The 18,616-nt window shown below is 38.0% G+C and carries 18 protein-coding genes; 13 read left to right on the top strand and 5 right to left on the bottom strand.

Annotated elements, in window-relative coordinates:
• Positions 1 to 69: 69 nt before the first annotated feature.
• Positions 70 to 2,415 (top strand): bifunctional aspartate kinase/homoserine dehydrogenase II, encoded by a 2,346-nt coding sequence (gene metL, locus I6F50_RS07010; protein WP_165728110.1) that lies wholly within the window; start codon positions 70 to 72, stop codon positions 2,413 to 2,415.
• Positions 2,416 to 2,479: 64 nt separating this feature from the next.
• On the opposite strand, the gene I6F50_RS07005 is transcribed toward metL, so the two are convergent.
• Complete coding sequence (locus I6F50_RS07005; protein WP_197119283.1) at positions 2,480 to 4,972, bottom strand: penicillin-binding protein 1A; 2,493 nt, start codon at positions 4,970 to 4,972, stop codon at positions 2,480 to 2,482.
• Positions 4,973 to 5,102: 130 nt separating this feature from the next.
• On the opposite strand from I6F50_RS07005, the gene I6F50_RS07000 reads away from it, so the two are divergent.
• The 9 genes from I6F50_RS07000 to I6F50_RS06960 all read left to right on the top strand — a co-directional run bounded on the left by I6F50_RS07000 (position 5,103) and on the right by I6F50_RS06960 (position 14,021).
• Complete coding sequence (locus I6F50_RS07000) at positions 5,103 to 6,182, top strand: pilus assembly protein PilM (protein ID WP_024589891.1); 1,080 nt, start codon at positions 5,103 to 5,105, stop codon at positions 6,180 to 6,182.
• The gene (locus tag I6F50_RS06995; protein ID WP_007586268.1) at positions 6,170 to 6,742 is read left to right on the top strand and encodes a PilN domain-containing protein; all 573 of its coding nucleotides are present in this window, start codon (positions 6,170 to 6,172) and stop codon (positions 6,740 to 6,742) included. Before I6F50_RS07000 ends, I6F50_RS06995 begins: the two co-directional genes overlap by 13 nt.
• Positions 6,732 to 7,337 carry a type 4a pilus biogenesis protein PilO gene (locus I6F50_RS06990; protein WP_007586270.1) on the top strand — a complete coding sequence of 202 codons (606 nt, stop codon included), beginning with the start codon at positions 6,732 to 6,734 and terminating at the stop codon, positions 7,335 to 7,337. The genes I6F50_RS06995 and I6F50_RS06990 overlap by 11 nt, the downstream gene beginning before the upstream one ends.
• Positions 7,334 to 7,873, top strand: coding sequence for a pilus assembly protein PilP (locus I6F50_RS06985; protein WP_007586272.1), 540 nt, complete (start codon positions 7,334 to 7,336; stop codon positions 7,871 to 7,873). The genes I6F50_RS06990 and I6F50_RS06985 overlap by 4 nt, the downstream gene beginning before the upstream one ends.
• Positions 7,860 to 9,965, top strand: a complete 2,106-nt coding sequence (locus I6F50_RS06980) for a type IV pilus secretin PilQ (RefSeq protein ID WP_165728112.1) — start codon at positions 7,860 to 7,862, stop codon at positions 9,963 to 9,965. The genes I6F50_RS06985 and I6F50_RS06980 overlap by 14 nt, the downstream gene beginning before the upstream one ends.
• A gap of 184 nt (positions 9,966 to 10,149) precedes the next feature.
• Positions 10,150 to 10,668, top strand: coding sequence for a shikimate kinase AroK (gene aroK / locus I6F50_RS06975; protein ID WP_004589350.1), 519 nt, complete (start codon positions 10,150 to 10,152; stop codon positions 10,666 to 10,668).
• A 27-nt stretch (positions 10,669 to 10,695) separates the two neighbouring features.
• A complete protein-coding gene (aroB, locus tag I6F50_RS06970; protein ID WP_007586276.1) occupies positions 10,696 to 11,766 on the top strand; it encodes a 3-dehydroquinate synthase in 1,071 nt (356 codons plus the stop codon).
• Entirely contained in the window at positions 11,767 to 13,110 is a 1,344-nt protein-coding gene (locus I6F50_RS06965) for an AAA family ATPase (RefSeq protein ID WP_197175819.1), read from the top strand.
• A gap of 53 nt (positions 13,111 to 13,163) precedes the next feature.
• Positions 13,164 to 14,021 carry a Dam family site-specific DNA-(adenine-N6)-methyltransferase gene (locus I6F50_RS06960; protein WP_165740603.1) on the top strand — a complete coding sequence of 286 codons (858 nt, stop codon included), beginning with the start codon at positions 13,164 to 13,166 and terminating at the stop codon, positions 14,019 to 14,021.
• Here the strand turns inward: I6F50_RS06960 and I6F50_RS06955 are convergent.
• Together I6F50_RS06955 and I6F50_RS06950 are read right to left on the bottom strand one after the other, a co-directional pair.
• Positions 13,978 to 14,163: a DUF2970 domain-containing protein gene (locus tag I6F50_RS06955; RefSeq protein ID WP_197175818.1), complete on the bottom strand. Its 186-nt coding sequence runs from the start codon at positions 14,161 to 14,163 to the stop codon at positions 13,978 to 13,980. The two genes, I6F50_RS06960 and I6F50_RS06955, sit on opposite strands and share 44 nt — an antisense overlap.
• Before the next feature lie 3 nt (positions 14,164 to 14,166).
• Positions 14,167 to 14,463: a hypothetical protein gene (locus I6F50_RS06950; RefSeq protein ID WP_197175817.1), complete on the bottom strand. Its 297-nt coding sequence runs from the start codon at positions 14,461 to 14,463 to the stop codon at positions 14,167 to 14,169.
• 161 nt (positions 14,464 to 14,624) lie between these two features.
• Between I6F50_RS06950 and rpe the strand changes: the two genes are divergently transcribed.
• Genes rpe through trpS form a run of 3 tightly spaced genes read left to right on the top strand, consistent with a single transcriptional unit; the run spans position 14,625 to position 17,010 of the window.
• Positions 14,625 to 15,308, top strand: coding sequence for a ribulose-phosphate 3-epimerase (gene rpe / locus I6F50_RS06945; protein WP_197175816.1), 684 nt, complete (start codon positions 14,625 to 14,627; stop codon positions 15,306 to 15,308).
• Positions 15,308 to 15,973: a phosphoglycolate phosphatase gene (locus I6F50_RS06940; RefSeq protein ID WP_197175815.1), complete on the top strand. Its 666-nt coding sequence runs from the start codon at positions 15,308 to 15,310 to the stop codon at positions 15,971 to 15,973. The genes rpe and I6F50_RS06940 overlap by 1 nt, the downstream gene beginning before the upstream one ends.
• 32 nt (positions 15,974 to 16,005) lie before the next feature.
• Positions 16,006 to 17,010 (top strand): tryptophan--tRNA ligase, encoded by a 1,005-nt coding sequence (gene trpS / locus I6F50_RS06935; protein ID WP_197175814.1) that lies wholly within the window; start codon positions 16,006 to 16,008, stop codon positions 17,008 to 17,010.
• A gap of 128 nt (positions 17,011 to 17,138) precedes the next feature.
• Here the strand turns inward: trpS and I6F50_RS06930 are convergent, their stop codons facing one another.
• On the bottom strand, positions 17,139 to 18,059 hold the full coding sequence (locus I6F50_RS06930; protein WP_197175812.1) for a TraB/GumN family protein: 921 nt from the start codon (positions 18,057 to 18,059) through the stop codon (positions 17,139 to 17,141).
• 35 nt (positions 18,060 to 18,094) lie between these two features.
• Positions 18,095 to 18,460, bottom strand: a complete 366-nt coding sequence (locus I6F50_RS06925) for a hypothetical protein (RefSeq protein WP_197175804.1) — start codon at positions 18,458 to 18,460, stop codon at positions 18,095 to 18,097.
• Between the last annotated feature and the right edge of the window lie 156 nt (positions 18,461 to 18,616).

The following is an 18,616-nucleotide window of genomic DNA, read 5'->3' as shown; positions in this document are numbered from 1 at the left end:
TTGCCTTGTTATCGACACGGTTTTCTTATCCTCAAAATAGACAACTTAATTAAGCGAATTGGTATAAATATGGTCAATTGTGTACATAAATTTGGTGGTTCAAGCTTAAGCTCAAGTGAGCGCTATCAAAGCGTAGCTAAAATAATTATTGGGCATACTCAGACGGGCGACTGTGTTGTGGTATCGGCTGCGGGTAAGACAACCGATACGCTAGTATTACTTTGGCAAAGCTATCAAAAACAAGATACTCAAGCAGTAGCTGATATTTTACTGCAGTTAAATAACCATCAAAGTGATTTAATAGAGCAGCTATTAGAAGCCGATTTAAAACGAAGTGCACTTAAAACACTAAGTATCGAACTTAGCTATATTGCAGAACTTGCTCAAGCTGAGCAGCTAAAAGAGGCTGCATTGCTTGCACATGGCGAACTGTGGTCAGCACGTTTACTCGCTACTTATTTACAGCAGCTAAATATTGAGGCATGCGCTCAAGATGCACGTACTCTTTTTACCTTAAATGATGGCGAATTAATGCATGCGCAAAATGCGCAGCAATGTGGGCAGTTAATTTTGCCTAATAAAATAAATGTTGTTACTGGGTTTATTGCCGCAGATATCAAAGGCGAGACAGTAACGCTTGGCCGAAATGGCAGTGACTACAGTGCAACACTACTTGCAAATTATTGCCATGCTAAGCAAGTATGTATTTGGACTGATACACAGGGGGTGTATAGCACTGATCCTCGCAAGGTACAAAAAGCGATTAAGTACGGCAAAATTTGCCGTGGACAGGCTAATTTATTAGCTCGTTTGGGTAACCCTGTATTACATGCAAAAACACTATCGCCACTTAAAAACACAGATATTAAGCTAGCTGTTCGCAGTAGTTTTGACGTACAAGCAAGTCCAACAGATATAGTAAAAGAAGGTTCAGCGAAGAAAAAGCGCTTTATAACCACGTTGCAAAATGTTGACCTATTAATGGTTGAAGGGTTAAGTGAAGGTGAGGTTGCAAGTGTTAGTCAGCTTATTCAGCATAGCCTTCATCACTTTAACCATAATGGTGAAGTGTATTTAGTAGTACCGGCTGCACAAACATATCAAGTTATTAATTACTTTGCGGGTAGGGCAAATATTAGCGAGTCAAATTTAAACGGTTGTGCAATTGTAGCGCTTGAGCAAGACGTTAATACATTAAGCTTACAAGCATTAGATTTATTAAAACTCCACAGCATAAAACCTCGTTTTGTCCATCAAGATACTGGCTATGCTTTATTGCTTACCGATCAATTTATAGATAGTGATATACAAAGTGACTTACACGATAAGCTAATTAATAAAGGCCAAGAAATCGCAATTATAGTTGCGGGGCTTGGTAACGTTGGCGACGTTTTCATTAAACAGTTATCGGCACAATTTGAGCGTTTATCGGATGACTTTAGTATTAAATTAGTCGGTCTAATTCGCTCTAAAAAAATGCTGTTTAATGCAAGTGGTATTAATACACAGCAATGGAAAACTCAATGGCAGCATGAGGCAAATAGCTATCAATCTGCAGATTTACTGAATGCTATAAATGAGCTCGATTACGAGCATAAAATTGTAATTGATATTACCGCAAGTGAACAATTTAGCTTGTTATATCCAGACTTTGTAGATAGAAACTGTCATTTAATTAGTGCTAATAAATACGCTGGAACAGCACCGACTACTTGGTATAAAGCACTTCGTAGTAATATTAAAGAACGTAATTTACATTGGCGATATAACACCAGTGTAGGCGCTGGCTTACCTATTAACTTTGCTTTGGCTGATTTGCAAAATAGTGGCGATAAAATAACACGTATAGAAGGTGTTTTCTCAGGCACGCTTTCGTGGTTATGCAGTAAATATGATGGAACAAGGCCATTTTCTGAGTTGCTACTGGAAGCTCAGAAAATGGGATTCACAGAGCCAGACCCTCGCGAAGATTTATCTGGGCGAGATATGCAGCGTAAGCTACTTATTTTAGCTCGAGAGCTAGGTGTTGAGCTTGAACTTGACGATATTAGCTTATCGGCATTGATGCCAGATGAACTTGCGCTGGGAAGTTGGGATGACTTTTTAAATAAAAAAGCACAGCTAGACGCGTTCATCGAAGAGCATGCAGTGACAGCAAAGTCTAAAAATTTAGTACTTAGATATACGGGCTTGTTAGAAATCACACAAGGTGAAGTAATTGCTAAAGTGGGAATAGCGTATGTGCCTAATGGCGATGCATTAGCAAACCTTACACCTGGCGATAATATTTTTGTAATTAATAGCAAATGGTATAGCGATAACGCATTAGTGATTCAGGGGCCAGGAGCGGGTAGAGAAGTGACCGCCGCGGGTGTGCACTCTGATTTATATTGGCTTGTTCAAAACTTAAAATAAACCTTTGGTTTAAACAAAAACGGCAGCTTAAATAAGCTGCCGTTTTTGTATTACATACATATTATTAAAATAGCTCTTCTTCTGTTTTAGTGTCTTCTTCAAATATATCGTTAGGCTGAGATAGCACATACTTTGTAGGTGCAGTACCTTTTTCAAAATATTCAAATCGACTCGTGTAATCATTTTTATGGCTAAGTAAGCCGGTAGCTAAATCAATACGAATAGAAACAAGTCCCTCAGGCGGCTCAATTGGGGCTTCAGGCTTGCCTTCAAGTGCCGCTTTCATAAATTCAACCCATGCTGGCTGCGCGGTTTTAGCGCCAGATTCCGCACCTGATATTTGGCTGCTATCTAGGTTGTTGTTATATGTAGAGCGACCAAGAGCGTTGCCCGGATTATCAAAGCCAACCCAAACTGAGGTCATCACATTACTATTAAAACCGCTAAACCAGGTATCTACTGAGTCATTAGTTGTGCCTGTTTTACCTGAAATATCGCGACGATCTAGCGCTTGTGCTCGCCAACCGGTTCCACTCCAACCTGTTTTATGAGCCCAGCTACCACCCCCCCAAATTGCACTATTCATAGCATCAGCAATTAAAAATGCATTTTGCTTAGAAATAATTCTCGGCGCACATTTTTTCGTTTGCTCCATTTCATCATCACTATTATGCATCGAGAGAGCATTGTGTGTTGGCAAAGGCTCTTCGTCACAGGCAAGAGCAGGGTTTGCTTTAAACAATATATTGCCGTAAGCGTCTTGAATTTCTGAGATAAAGTAAGGTTCAATTAAATGACCGCCATTGGCAAATGTGCTCATGCCTCTTGCAAGTTCAAGCGGGGTAATAGAAGCACTACCAAGTGCTAATGATTCACTACGATTAATGTCAGCGTCTTTAAAACCAAATTTTAGTAAGTGATCAGCTGTACGTTGCAATCCAACACCACGTAGTAAGCGCACCGAAATAACGTTTTTAGACTGTGCTAAAGCACGGCGAATTCGAATAGGACCGTTGTAAACAGCAGGGCTGTTTTTAGGGCGCCATGCTACGCCTTGGCTCTTATCCCATTGGTTTATAGGTGCATCATTTAATATAGACGCAAGCGTGTAACCTTTTTCAAGTGCTGCTGAATATATAAAAGGTTTTATATTAGAACCCACTTGACGCTTAGCTTGTATCGCTCGGTTGTATTGACTTTGCTCAAAGCTGTAACCCCCTACAATAGCTTTTATTCTACCGTCTTGTGGATCGAGGGATACAATAGCGCTTGATGCTTCTGGTATTTGGCTTAATAAGTAGCTGTTATCTTCGTTTTGACGTACCCATATTTGCATACCTGGCGTTAAAATATCAGTAGCTGCTTTTGGAGCAAAGCTTTGGCGGTAGCGAGTAATATACTTACGCGCCCATTTTAAACTATCCCAACTGAGAGTTGTTTGCTCACCGTTTTTAAGTAGTACTGTAGCTGTTTTATTATTAACACTGAGTACTGCTGCAACTTTTAAAGTGCCTAACTCATTTACGCTCTGTAATTTATTGAGTATTTGTTGCTCAGTTAAAGCTGGTTGTGTTTCAGGATTCCATAAAACATCAGTTGGACCTCTAAAACCATGACGCATATCGTAACTGTGTAAGTTATTTACAAGTGCGTTTTGCGCTGCTTTTTGAACCTTTGACTCTACTGAGGTAAAAATTTTAAAACCAGAGTTGTAAGCTTTATCTACCCCATAGCGCGAAACCATTTCAGCGCGCACCATTTCAGAGATATACGGTGCGTATAAGTTTATTTCTGCACCGTGAAAATAAGCTGTAATAGGTTGGCTAGTTGCTTCGTTATATTGCTCTTGTGTTATATAGTCTTCGGTCAGTAAACGGCCTAAAACTACATTTCGGCGCGCTTTTGCACGCGTTGGGTTACGAATTGGGTTTAAAGCTGAAGGTGCTTTAGGTAAACCTGCAATCATCGCCATTTGCGCAAGTGTTAAATCTTTTAGCTCTTTACCGTAATAAACTTGCGCTGCTGCACCAATACCGAAAGCACGATTACCTAATTCTATTTTATTAAGGTAAAGCTCTAAAATTTCGTCTTTTGTTAACACTCCTTCAATATGAAGCGCTATAAATATTTCTTTAACTTTACGGATATACGCTTTTTCGCGTGTTAAAAAGAAATTACGAGCAAGCTGCATAGTAATAGTACTTGCACCTTGTTTTTTCTCGCCAGTAGATATAAGAACAACAGCCGAACGTACTATACCAATAGGGTCTATGCCTATATGATCGTAAAATCGATTATCTTCTGTCGCTAAAAATGCATTAATGAGTGTTTGAGGAATTTCATCAATAGTCACTGGAATACGACGTTTTTCACCAAATTGATTGATTAAAAGCCCATCTTTAGTGAATACTTGCATAGGAGTTTGTAATTGCACGTCTTTTAAAACTTGCACACTGGGGATATCAGGTTTAACGTAGTAATAAAGACTGATCAAAGTAATCAGACCAATTAACACACAAATGATAAAAAATTGTAAAGTTCGTTTTAATAAAATCACTTATATTTCCCTAAATGGACTCCCAATTGCGAGTTTTGACTGCTAGTATATATTGATTAAAAAATGAATAATATTTTTTCATATAAAAATTATAACTTGTTTATTATTAAAACAAAGGCCAAGTTGAAACATGCTAAGTCAACTATTTCAAAAACCGTCCCAAATGATGGTAGGAATTGATATTGGATCACACTCTATTAAGGCTGTGCTTTTACGTGAAATTGAAACTGGATTTCGACTCGAAGCACTTGCAATTGAGCCGATGCCAAAAGGCGCAATGAGTGAGCGCACAATTCAAGATATTGAAGCGATTGGTAACGTAATTACAAAATTAAGAAAAAAATTACCAAAGTCGTTAAAATCTGCAGCAGTGGCTGTTTCTGGCCAAACAGTCATTACAAAAGTGATCTTCATGGATGTATCGTTAACTGATGCTGAACTTGAGTCGCAAATTGAAATTGAAGCCGATAGTTTAATTCCATATCCTCTTGATGAAGTGAGCCTCGACTTTGAGAAGCTTTCGACGAATGAGGCCGATCCTAGTAAAATGAATGTTTTGCTTTCAGCTGCTCGTACTGAGAGTGTAGAAGCGCGTGTTGGCGCTTTAGAAGCTGCAAATTTAGAAGCTAAAATAGTTGATGTAGAAAGCTATGCATTAAGTCGTGCAATGGATGTGTATTACCAGCAATTACCTAGCGACGCATTTAATAAATGTGTGGCTGTGGTTGATATTGGTGCGGTTTTAATGCTCGTGAGCGTTGTTCAAGCTGGGGAAACAATTTATACACGAGACCAAGTTTTTGGTGGCGACCAATATACAAATAGTATTGTTGCTTATTATAATAAAGGATTTGATGAAGCTGAAATTGGTAAAACATCAGGTGATTTACCGCCAAACTACACCTTTGAAGTATTAGCCCCTTTTCAAACTTCGTTACTCCAACAAGTGCGACGCGCGGTGCAAATGTTTTTAACAACCAGTGGCAAAGAGCAAATCGACTATATTGTATTAACGGGTGGTACATCGATGATTAAAGGTATTGACCGATTACTCATTGAAGAACTAGGTATTCACTCTGTCGTTGCTGAGCCTTTTGAAAATATGGAAATTTCTCCAAAAGTAGATCGTAATGTAATGCAGCGTCACAAAACGCAGTTTGCAATTGCGACAGGGTTGGCATTAAGGAGCTTTTCAACATGCCACATATAAATCTACTTCCTTGGCGTGAATCGCAGCGCGAAGAATCGAAAAAGAAATTTGTAACTATACTTATTGGTGTCGTTATACTTTGTTTTGCGAGTATGTACTTATTAAGCTCTTTTTATAGTGCATTAAAAGACGGTCAAAACTTAAAGAATAACTATTTAAGCTCAGAAATTAGCATGCTAGATAAAAAAATAAGTGAAATTAGAAGTTTAGATAAAAGAAAAGAAAACTTACAACAGCGTATGAGGCTCATTGAAGAATTACAAAGCAGCCGTAATTTGGGTACGCAAATAATGGATGAAGTTGCCAAAATAGTGCCGGGTGGGGTTTACTTAACAAAACTCGAGCGCAGAGGCAGCCAAATACATGTATTGGGACGTAGTGAATCTAATAACCGTTTATCAACAATGCTGCGCCAAGTACAAAGCTCATATTTACTAGAGAATCCTTCAATGCAAGGCATTGTTGCAGGCGATCAATCTTCGCGTTTACTTAGTGATTTTAATATGGAATTTTATGTAAAACCATTTGATAAAATTGGTGAGGTTAGCGATGAGCCTTGATTTTAAAGCACTGAGTGAAATTGATTGGAATGAAATAGAGCTTGATAACATTGGCGATTGGCCTATTGCAGTTAAAGCAATTTGCTGTACGTTTGTTGCCGGACTTGTATTGTTTTTTAGTTATAGCCTATTAGTTTCTGATGAAATTGATAGTTACCACAGTGCAGTTGCGAAAGAGGTCGAGTTACGCACAACTTATCGCACTAAATACGCAGTCGCGAGTAAGCTTGAGATCTACCGTCAACAAATGATTGAAATGGAAGATAAGTTTTCACAATTATTAAAACGTTTACCTACCTCTAACGAAACCCCTGGTTTACTTGATGATTTGTCGTATGTTGGCACAACAAGTGGTCTGACTTTTTTAAAAATAGGTTGGTTACCAGAAGTCGAGAAAGAATTTTATACTGAATTACCGATTAAAATAGAAGTGATAGGGACCTACCATGAATTTGGTGAGTTTGTGGGTAAAGTAGCTCAGTTACCACGAATTGTAAGCTTACATGACTTTTCTATTTTATCATCGGGCGATAAACAGTTAACATTTAGTGTTGTTGCAAAAACATATCGCTATGAAGAAGGGGTTAAAAAATGAAGCTCCTTCGCGTAGTACCTGTAGTAATGGTGTTTGTTTTGAGTGGTTGTAATGATGATACGTCTGAGCAAAAAGAATTTATTGATCAAGTAAAAGCAAGCACAACACCAAAGGTTGAATCAATTCCTGAGCTGACAAAGTTTGAAATATTTGAGTACAGTGCTGGTCAGCTACGTAGCCCGTTTGTAGCGCCTCAGCCTGAGATAATCCAAAATAAATTAACGCAAGTAAAAAACTGTTTGCACCCAGATCAAGAGCGTCGCCGCGAACCGTTAGAAAAATACCCGCTAGATAACTTAGCAATGAAAGGCACAATTGGTTCTAGTGGACAAATATGGGCATTAATAACAGCAGCTGACGCTACTTTGCATCGTGTAACGGTAGGGAATTACCTTGGTAGTTATGATGGCAAAGTAAAAACAGTAAGTAACGACTATATAGAGTTAGTGGAATTAATCCCTGATGGGTCTGGCTGTTGGAAAGAGCGCTTGACTAAATTAGAAATGTTAGAGGCGGCAACAGATGGCGCAAATTAATAATAAAAAAGGTAAAAATAGCATGCATAAGGATGTACTTTGGCTTCATCGTATTTCACAAACATTACTGGCTGCTGTTGCTTTAGTCACTGTAAATTCAGCCGTTGCAGGGCCGTTACTTTATGATGTTCGTTATAATCCATTACTTAAAGGCGAAACTGAGTTACAGCTTGTTTTTGATGAAGAGTTAACGCTTGAGCCAAAAGTTCAGGTGTTTAATAGCCCAGCCCGAATCGAAATGTTTTTTGATACCGCAGAGTTAGAGGTTGGTTTAAATGATGTTGAAGTTAATCAAGCTGGAATTAGCAGTGTTACTAATGTTTTAACTAACAGTGGTTTAAAGGTAACGGTAAACTTAGATAGATTAAAAATTTATGAAACTGAAGTTCATAACAACTTAGTATCAATACGCGTGTCTGATAATCCTCTTACAGAATCTGAAAATGAAGATGTAGCGATGGACTCAGGTGATGTAAGTGGAAATTACATCAACCGTATCCAATCAATTGATTTTAGACGTGGTGAAAAGGGCGAAGCGAAAGTACTCGTATTTTTACAAGACACTCAAGCTGCAATTGAAGTCCATGAAAGTGGCGGTAAAATTTACGCTGACTTTCATCACACCGATATTTTAGATGACCTACTTTATGAATTAGATGTATTAGATTTTGGTACTGTTGTAAGTAATATCGAGACTTTTAAAGAAGACGGATTAAGTCGTGTCGTTATTGAGCCAAACGCTCAGTTTACATTTACGTACCAGCAAATAGATAATATTTTAACGCTGACGGTAGAAAAAGATGAAACGCAAAACGCCTATTTAGATGGTGGCGTTGAGTATCAAGGTCGCCCTATGACCTTAAATTTTCAAGATATCTCTGTGCGAGCAGCACTACAAATTATTGCGGGTTATAACGATTTTAACTTAGTAACCAGTGATTCAGTGACAGGTAATATAACACTGCGCTTAGATGGCGTACCGTGGGATCAAGCGCTTGACGTAGTATTGCGTATTAAAGGGCTAGATAAGCGCATGGATGGCTCTATTTTAATGGTAGCACCTGCAGAAGAACTAGCTGCACGTGAAGCTAAAGATTTAAAAGCTAAACAGCAAGTTGAAGACTTAGAGCCTCTATACAGTGAATACATTCGATTAAACTATGCTAAAGCCGAAAATTTTGCTGATTTATTAAAAACAGATAGAAACAGCATTATAACAGCCCGTGGTAGTGTATCGGTTGATCAGCGTACAAATACCTTATTAGTAAAAGATACGGTAAAGAGTATAGAAAATATCCGCCGCATGATTGAAACACTCGATATTCCAGTACAGCAGGTTGTAATAGAATCTCGTATGGTAACTGTGCGTGATAACGTTACTGAGGACTTAGGCGTACGCTGGGGCTTTAGTGACCAAGGTAGTAGTGTTGGTATTTCAGGTTCACTTGAAGGCGCAGAAGGCATTTATAACGCGACATCAACTTCAAATGCGCCAAGTATTTCAGATCGATTAAATGTAAATTTACCTACATCAAACCCAGCAGCAAGTATTGGCTTACACATAGCAAAACTGGCTAATGGTACGTTAATTGATTTAGAGCTAAGTGCGCTTGAAAAAGAGAACAAAGGTGAGATTATTGCAAGCCCGCGCATTATTGCAGCAAACCAGCAAAAAGCGCGAATAGAGCAAGGTACTGAAATTCCTTACACTGAGTCAGCTTCAAGTGGTGCTACTACCGTAAGCTTTAAAAAAGCGGTACTGAGTTTAGAAGTAACGCCTCATATAACCCCGGATAATAAAGTAATACTAGACTTAGTGATTACTCAAGATACACGTGGTGATACCGTACAAACGGGTACAGGTGAAGCTGTGTCTATTGATACCCAAGAGATCCAAACACAAGTATTAGTTGAGAATGGACAAACCGTAGTACTCGGTGGTATTTTCCAGCAGCAAATCATTAATACTACAAGTAAAGTACCAATTTTAGGTGATATTCCTTATGTAGGAAGACTATTTAAAAGCACAAGTGAGTTTAATGAAAAGCGTGAATTGCTTATTTTCGTGACACCAAAAATACAAATTGATTAAAATACAGTGGTTTTATGTTAACCAACGGGTGATTATTTAGATTAATTGCTCGTTATATGGCTTTTTATCCTAATTGACTTGAAATACCCCTGCAATTACTGAGATAATCCCCTCCTTAATTTTGGGGCCAGGTCGTTAGGCGGGGTTTTATTTCAAATTTTAGAGTTTGTTTGTACTAAAAGATATGGCTGAGAAACGTAATATATTTCTAGTTGGCCCCATGGGGGCTGGCAAAAGCACGATTGGTCGTCACATCGCTGACCAATTACACCTTGAATTTGTTGATTCTGATCAAGAAATCGAACGCCGCACAGGTGCAGATATTGCATGGGTATTCGATCTTGAAGGTGAAGAAGGCTTTAGACTTCGAGAAGAGTCTGTTATTGGCGATTTAACCGAGATGCAAGGTATTGTACTTGCTACCGGTGGTGGTTCAGTAATGAGCAAAGAAGTTCGAAACAAGCTTTCGGCTCGAGGTATCGTTGTATACCTAGAGACACCTATAGAGAAGCAAGTTGCACGCACGCAACGCGACAAGCGTCGTCCATTACTGCAAACTGAAGAAGCACCTCGTAACGTACTAGAGCGCTTAGCAGAAGAACGCGAGCCACTATACAAAGAAGTTGCTGATTTTGTTGTACGTACCGATGAGCAAAGCGCTAAAGTTGTTGCTAACCAAATCATCGAGAAATTAGATTTTTAAAAACCAATAATAAAGGAATAGCCAAGCATGCTTAAATTAACTGTTAATTTGGACGAGCGAAGTTATCCTATTTATATTGGGCAATCTGCACTTCAAGATAATGGCCGCCTGGTTCACCACATTGGTGATTGTCGGCCTATCATCATTACTAATGACACAATAGCGCCTTTATATTTGCAAAGGTTACTTGATTCATTAGCTGATCTAAATCCGCTATCTTTTATTATTCCTGACGGTGAGCAATATAAATCACTTGAATGGTTTGAAAAAATATCAGCATTTTTACTACAAAATAACTGTGGCCGAGATACGTGTTTAATTGCGTTAGGTGGCGGTGTTGTAGGTGACCTAACTGGTTTTGTAGCGGCTTGTTATCAGCGCGGCGTACCGTTTATTCAAATACCAACGACAGTGCTTTCACAGGTTGATTCATCGGTAGGTGGAAAAACGGCAGTAAATCATCCGTTAGGTAAAAATATGATAGGGGCATTTTATCAGCCTCAAGCGGTTTTTATTGATACGCAAACATTACACACTCTACCTGCACGAGAGTTTGCAGCAGGTATGGCTGAGGTAATTAAGTATGGTCTGATTTACGATACCGAATTATTTGCCTATTTAGAGCGAAATGTGACTAATTTACAGCAATTAGATGAAGCATGCTTACAGCATATCATTTTTAGATGTTGTGAAATAAAAGCGCTTATAGTTGCTCAAGATGAAAAAGAACATGGCTTACGAGCTTTGTTAAACTTAGGCCATACATTTGCCCATGCAATTGAGGCACAGATGGGTTATGGCGTTTGGTTACACGGCGAAGCTGTTGCAACAGGAATGGTATTAGCAGCTAAACTTGCCAAGACACGCCAAGATTTAAGCGCAAGCGAAGTTGATCGAATTATTAAGCTGCTTGAGCTATATAATTTACCAACAGAAATTCCAAAGCAAATGACTAGCGAGCAGTTTTTAACGCATATGCGTAAAGACAAAAAGAATAAAAAAGGCACTATCCGCTTTATTCTACCTACCCAATTTGGCCAGTGTGCATTAGTTGATAATGTATCGGATGATCAAGTTAGAGACTTAATCGAGCAGTAAATGCAGTCACAAATTTTACCAAGCCGTGCGGCTTTGGTGGATAGAATCGCACTGCAATTTGAGTACGGGCAAAATTTAATTGTTTTACTTGGCACTTCTGGGCTAGGTAAAAGTTATATGCTCGAAACCTTCATTACAGATAAATACAACGACTTTAATAAAGCCTTCGTGCAAGTAAGTGCACAAATGACTGATGCTCAGCTAATGAGTGAGTTATTAGAGCAAAGCTTTAACTCTCCCCTGATTGATCATAACTTAAGTTTACCTGAAAACTATTACCAATTACTGCAGCAGCAACCATGCGGGCCATGTTTATGGGTACTTGATGGCGGTAGGCAATTATCTGATGAGATGTTAATTGAGCTTGAGTTACTTTCTAAAAATAGCCCAAATACGCTATATATTATAATAGCTTCACAGTCTAAACTGGCTTTAAATAACGCTGTTGAAATTTATCTGGAGCCGCTGACGCTTCGAGAAAGCAAGATGTTATTGCAGTGGTACTTTACAGACTTACCCTATGATGAAGACCCTGTATTTAGTACTTTTTTAGCTGAGGCTCATGGTAATCCCAGCTTATTGCTTGCTTGGCAACCTAGTGAGCACATAGCCGATATTATTGTTAAAGACAAAGTGTCTTGGCGATTACACTTATTGATTTTGATGTTGCTGATTATGCTTTTAATTATTGGTCTGCTTTATAAGTCGGATATGACGCAGTGGTGGCAACAGTATTATCAGCAAGAAGAAACACAAGTAGTAAATACAGCAATATCTATAGAGCAAGTAAGTGAGCCGGCTATAAAGAAAAATGACTCAATAATTAACTTAAATGACCCCAAAGTTGTTGAGCCAGATATTAAGCCAGAGCGTGTACACATTAATGATGTGCCTGCCATAATGCAAAGCCTTACCGAACCTGGCAACACAGTTAACGTATTAGACAATGATGTTGATGATAGTGCTAATAACAAAAGCAGTGTATCAAGTGACGTTAAATCTGAAGCTCTAAAAGTAAATACAGCAGAGCAAACTCAGATCAGCCAAGATAATATATGGTACATGCAGCAAATAGATACAAATAGTGTTATTCAATTATTAGCCGTAACTCAGCAGGAAGTTAGCGATAATTTTATTGCTCAATTCAATCTACAGCAGCAAACTCATACTTACCAAACAAAGCGAAATAATAAAGTATGGTGGGTTGTTACATTTGGCAGTTTTGAAAGTATAAACGAAGCAAAATCAGCAATGGATACTTTATCTGCTGAGGTTAGAAAAAATAAACCTTTCTATAAAAAAATTAGTAAAATAAAGCAAGAAATAGCACTCGTTGATCAGTAAAACACACTGCTTTAGTGTAAAATCGCGCAACACCAGATTGAAGTAAAGAGCCAATGCAGCAAAAGAGTAGAGCCTTCCTTAAATGGGCCGGCGGAAAATACAGCCTAGTTGAAAATATTAATGCGCGATTAAACCAAGCTAGCAAGCATGCTGATACGTTGGTTGAACCTTTTGTTGGTGCAGGCTCTGTGTTTTTAAATAGTGACTTTAAACACTATATTCTCAACGATATAAATGCAGACTTAATTAACTTATACAAAGAGCTAAAAAGCTCTCCAGATGAGCTGATTAGTGACGCTAAAAAGTTATTTGTAGATTTGAATAATCACGCAGATGCTTATTACGAATATCGTGTGCAGTTTAATCAAAGTCGTGATGTATATGAACGTTCAATATTGTTTTTATACATGAACCGCCATGGTTACAACGGACTCTGTAGGTATAATTTAAAAGGTATTTTTAATGTGCCTTTTGGTAAATATAAAAAGCCTTACTTTCCTGAAAAAGAAATGTATTTTTTTGCTGAAAAAGCACAAAAAGCAACCTTCACCTGTTTAGACTACGATGACGTTTTTAAGTTAGTACCTAACAATGCTGTTATTTATTGCGACCCACCTTATGTACCATTAAGTAAAACGGCTTCGTTTACCTCTTACGCTAAGGGCGGGTTTAATTTAGATGATCAGGCTAATCTGGCTAATCTGGCTGAGAAGGCGGCGTTTGAAAACAACACGCCAGTGCTTATATCTAATCACGATACTGTATGGACTCGAAAAATTTATAGCCAAGCATCACTTGATCAAATACAAGTAAAGCGCACTATTAGCCCCAAAGGTGGCTCTCGTAATAAAGTAGACGAGTTAATGGCTATGTATTTAGCACCCAAGCAACCACTGCATAAATTGCGATAACAAAAGCAATAAATAGTGTAATCGCAATTAAAATAATAGACGTAGGAGAGTGTTGTTTAAAATCAGCTTGGCGTTTATTTTCAGACTGAACACCAAAAAATGCTGCTAGTACACTTTGCAACGCACTAAAAAATTGCAGCATTATTTAAAATAAGGGTTTTAAAGAAGGGGGGTTTTTAGAATCATCAGAACTAGTAAGTAGTTCTAGCAAATCGAGGTAATGAAACTGAGCACTACGGCTATCGCCAGTTAACCACGAAAACCACGATGACTCTTCTTCAATTTTAATACACGTAGATAATGTGCTGTTAGCACTTACAGTTTGTGTATTATGGCAATTATTAACCGAGCTTAATTCTTGCTCAGAGCTTGAACCAAAGCTAAACGCCCCGATAAGCAGTAATGCCGACGCAATTAATATCCCAGTTTTAAATGCACGCATGGTAAAATCCAATAATTTGTTACTTTTTTAATCATAGCAAATATTGATTAAATATCAAACTTAAAGTTACCTGAAATAGGGGCTATTACGCCATATTACTTGGGTAACATCTTCAATTAAGTTACATTAACGCATTATACTATTTATTGATGGAGTTAATCATGTTTAACCCAGAGCAAAAATATTTAATTGCCCCTTCTATTTTGTCTGCTGACTTTGCAAAGCTAGGCGAAGATGTTGATAAAGTACTCGCTGCGGGTGCAGATGTGGTTCATTTTGATGTAATGGATAATCACTATGTACCTAACCTTACAATTGGCCCAATGGTGTGTAAAGCACTAAGAGATTACGGCATTACAGCACCTATCGACGTACATTTAATGGTTAAGCCTGTTGATAGCCTTATTCCACTGTTTGCAGAGGCAGGGGCATCAATTATTACTTTTCATCCAGAAGCTAGCGAGCACGTTGATCGTACAATACAGCTGATTAAAGATCACGGCTGTAAAGCAGGCTTAGTGTTTAACCCTGCAACAAGTCTAAGTTATTTAGATCATGTTATTGATAAGCTCGATACCATCTTACTTATGTCGGTAAACCCAGGTTTTGGCGGGCAAAGTTTTATCCCTCATACGCTTGAAAAATTACGCCAAACAAAACAGCGTATTATTGAATCAGGTCGAGATATTCGCTTAGAGGTTGATGGGGGTATTAAAGTCGATAACATTGCAGCAGCGGCTCAAGCGGGTGCAGATATGTTTGTTGCAGGTTCTGCTATTTTTAACCAACCAGATTATAAAGTGGTGATTGATCAAATGCGTGAACAGCTTGGAAGTGTAAAATAATGAAGTACGATATCGCCTTATTTGATTTAGATGGTACCTTGGTTGATAGCGTTTACGATTTATATATAGCAATAAACCTCACATTAACTGACCTAGCATTCCCGATAGTAAGTCAACGCTTGGTTGAAAGCTGGGTAGGTAATGGTGTTGAAGTGCTAGTTAAACGTGCCTTGAGTGGCGATATGCAAGTGAGTGAACATTTAGATGAATCACTCAGCAGCAAAGCTATTACGCAGTTTTATAAACATTATGAGCAACATGTGGGTGAATATAGTGTGTTGTACCAACATGTAGAAACTGGGCTTGCAGCACTTCGCGGTATGCCCAAAGCATTAATCACTAATAAGTCTCGTGTGTTTACAGAGAAGTTGCTTGATAAACTAGCACTAGCGAGCCATTTTGATGTGATTATATGTGGTGACGACATGGCAAAAAAACCATCTCCAGAGCCTTTACTATTCGCCTGTAAAACGCTAAATGTTGAACCTAATAAAGCAATAATGATAGGTGATTCTAAAAGCGATATACTTGCAGCTAAAGCCGCTAACATAGACGTAATTGCACTTAATTACGGCTATAACCAAGGTGAAAACCTTGCAGATTATAATCCGCAGTACCTATGCGATAACTTCTTAGATATAATACCTGTTCTAACGCAGCGTTAAATATTATTAATTAAGCTAAATAAAGGAAAATCATGAGTAAACCAGTAGTATTAAGTGGCATGCAGCCAACCGGTGGTATGACAATAGGCAACTATGTTGGCGCTATTAACCAGTGGGTTAAGCTACAGGAAGAATATGATAGCTACTTTATGCTTGCAGATTTGCATGCGATTACGGTACGCCAAGACCCAGAATTACTTCGCGCTCGCGTATTGGACGGAGTTGCACTATATACAGCATGTGGTATCAATCCAGAAAAAGCAGCGCTATTTGTACAATCTCAAGTGCCTGAACATGCTCAACTAGGTTGGGTTTTAAACTGTTATGCGCAAATGGGTGAATTAAATCGTATGACGCAGTTTAAAGATAAGTCAGCAACGCACGCTAATAATATTAACGTGGGTTTATTTGCTTATCCAGCTTTGCAAGCGGCGGATATTTTATTGTATCAAGCAGATAAAGTACCTGTAGGAGATGATCAAAAGCAGCATTTAGAGCTGACTCGCGATATTGCTACGCGCTTTAATAATGTATATGGTGATATTTTTACGCTACCAGAACCGTATATTCCTGAATTTGGTGCTCGCGTAATGAGCCTACAAGATCCACTTAAAAAGATGTCAAAGTCAGATGAAAACCCAAATGGTTTTATCATGATGCTAGACGAGCCTAAAAAGATTGAGAAAAAACTTAAAAAAGCAGTAACAGACTCAGACGAACAAGCGCGTATCTACTTTGATCGCAAAGAAAAGCCAGGCGTATCAAACTTGCTTACTTTATTAAGCGTTGCAACTAAGCGCTCAATTGAAGACTTAGTGCCAGAATACGAAGATAAAATGTATGGCCATTTGAAGAAAGATACCGCTGATGCTGTTGTAAGTATGATTGAACCTATTCAGGCTCGCTTTAAAGAGATTAGAGAAGATCAAACGCTTCTTAACAACATTATGAAAAAGGGCGCTGAAAAAGCGAGTGCTCGAGCTGAGGTTACATTAAAAGCGGCTTATGATGCGGTTGGATTTATTCCACGTCCATAAGGTAGCTTTACCACTTATGTAAAAATGCCGCTTACTTCAAATAAGCGGCATTTTTTATATAATACTAATTAACATTAAAAAACCAAATATAAATAATAACGACATTGCTTGTTTGTCTGTCTTGTCCATTATTCAGCGTCTTTAGTTGTTATTTTAACGCTCTCTTCAACATCAACTAGAGAAACTTTATAGCCCTTGTTTTCAAGTAAGGTAAGTAAACTATCTTGTCCTGCAAGGTGGCCAACTCCAACAAGTACAAACTCATTTTTGTCGTTGTTAAACATGGCTTCTACTTTTGGTAACCAATCATTATTTCTATCTGTAATGAGTTGTTTATAGCTATTCGGATCATTTTTCTGCATACCTTCAAGTGCCACTTTATTCAGTGTGCCTGTATCACCTTTGCGCCAGGCAGCTAAAAGTCCTTTAAACATATCGCCATAGTTGTGAAGCTCAGCTAAGTTACGTTTAATGAAATCGTTTTCGTTGCCTTGACCCATTGTTTTATAAAGCTCTAACTGAAATTCCATTGTTTCTAAGTAATTTTTTGTTTTGTTATCTTCAGTCGCTTTTTTAGTAAAGTAAGCATCAACCCCTTCACCCATTAAGTTTTGCTTTTGAAGTTCCATCGACATTAAGACAATACTAACCATAGCAGGGCGAAAACCATCTAACTTAGCTAGGTTAGCGCCAAACTCGCTAAGCTTATTTTCAAGTAAAGCCTTAATCTCGGGTTCTAGCTTTTGACTCAACGTTTCGTTATTTGTATACGATAGCGCACCTAACATGTGCATTTGTGCATTGGTGTCGGCTGGGTCAGGTAACGGTGCTTCTAAAATAATTGTATCTGCTTGTTCATAAGCATGGTTAAACTCGGCGGGTAGTAGCATTTCAGCTTTAGGTAGTATGTGAACTGTACCGCCAATAAATAGTGAGTCATTGCCATTACTTACTTGCCATACAGAGCTTTGAGCCTGTGCTGTATTTGCTAAAAGGCTACAACTAAGTAATACGCTAGCAGACACTAATTTTTTTGTGAATTTTTTCATGATCATTCCTTAATATAGCTTTTAATTTGATTTTTTTAGTTCGATAACACATTGCTGAAATATGCAGTTATTGACGATGTTACCTTTGAAAGATTTTTATCAATTTGCGAGTTTATTTTGCTCATTGAAGAGTCAAGCTCAGCTGATATTTTTTCATCTATTGAAGAAAGTAATGTTTGCTTATCAACATTACTTTTTAAAGGCTTAGAAGCGTCTATTTTGATTGTGTTTTGTAGCTCTTGATTAACAGGGTTAATTGCCTCTATGCTTTCACCAATCATGCATTTCTCAAAATTATTTTGAACGGTATCTTGTTTAGCGTCAGCTGCAATAACTGAAGTAGTATTAAAAGCCGTTGCTAGTAGTAAAGCTGGTAGTACTTTTTTCATTGTGTTGTTCATAATTAAACCTTTTATATTTTTTAAATGCAGCCAATTTAGAATGACAAATGATTTTTACTAAGCTGCTTGTTGATGACGGTTTAAAGAATATCGCTGAATTTATTAAGAGTCGCTTATCTAGTTATGAGCAATTAATAGATAAGGTTTTAAATATAA

The sequence above is a fragment of the Pseudoalteromonas sp. NZS127_1 genome, from assembly GCF_015864295.1.
In the GTDB taxonomy this organism is placed as follows: domain Bacteria; phylum Pseudomonadota; class Gammaproteobacteria; order Enterobacterales; family Alteromonadaceae; genus Pseudoalteromonas; species Pseudoalteromonas arctica.
This window is presented reverse-complemented; position numbering and strand designations above follow the sequence as displayed.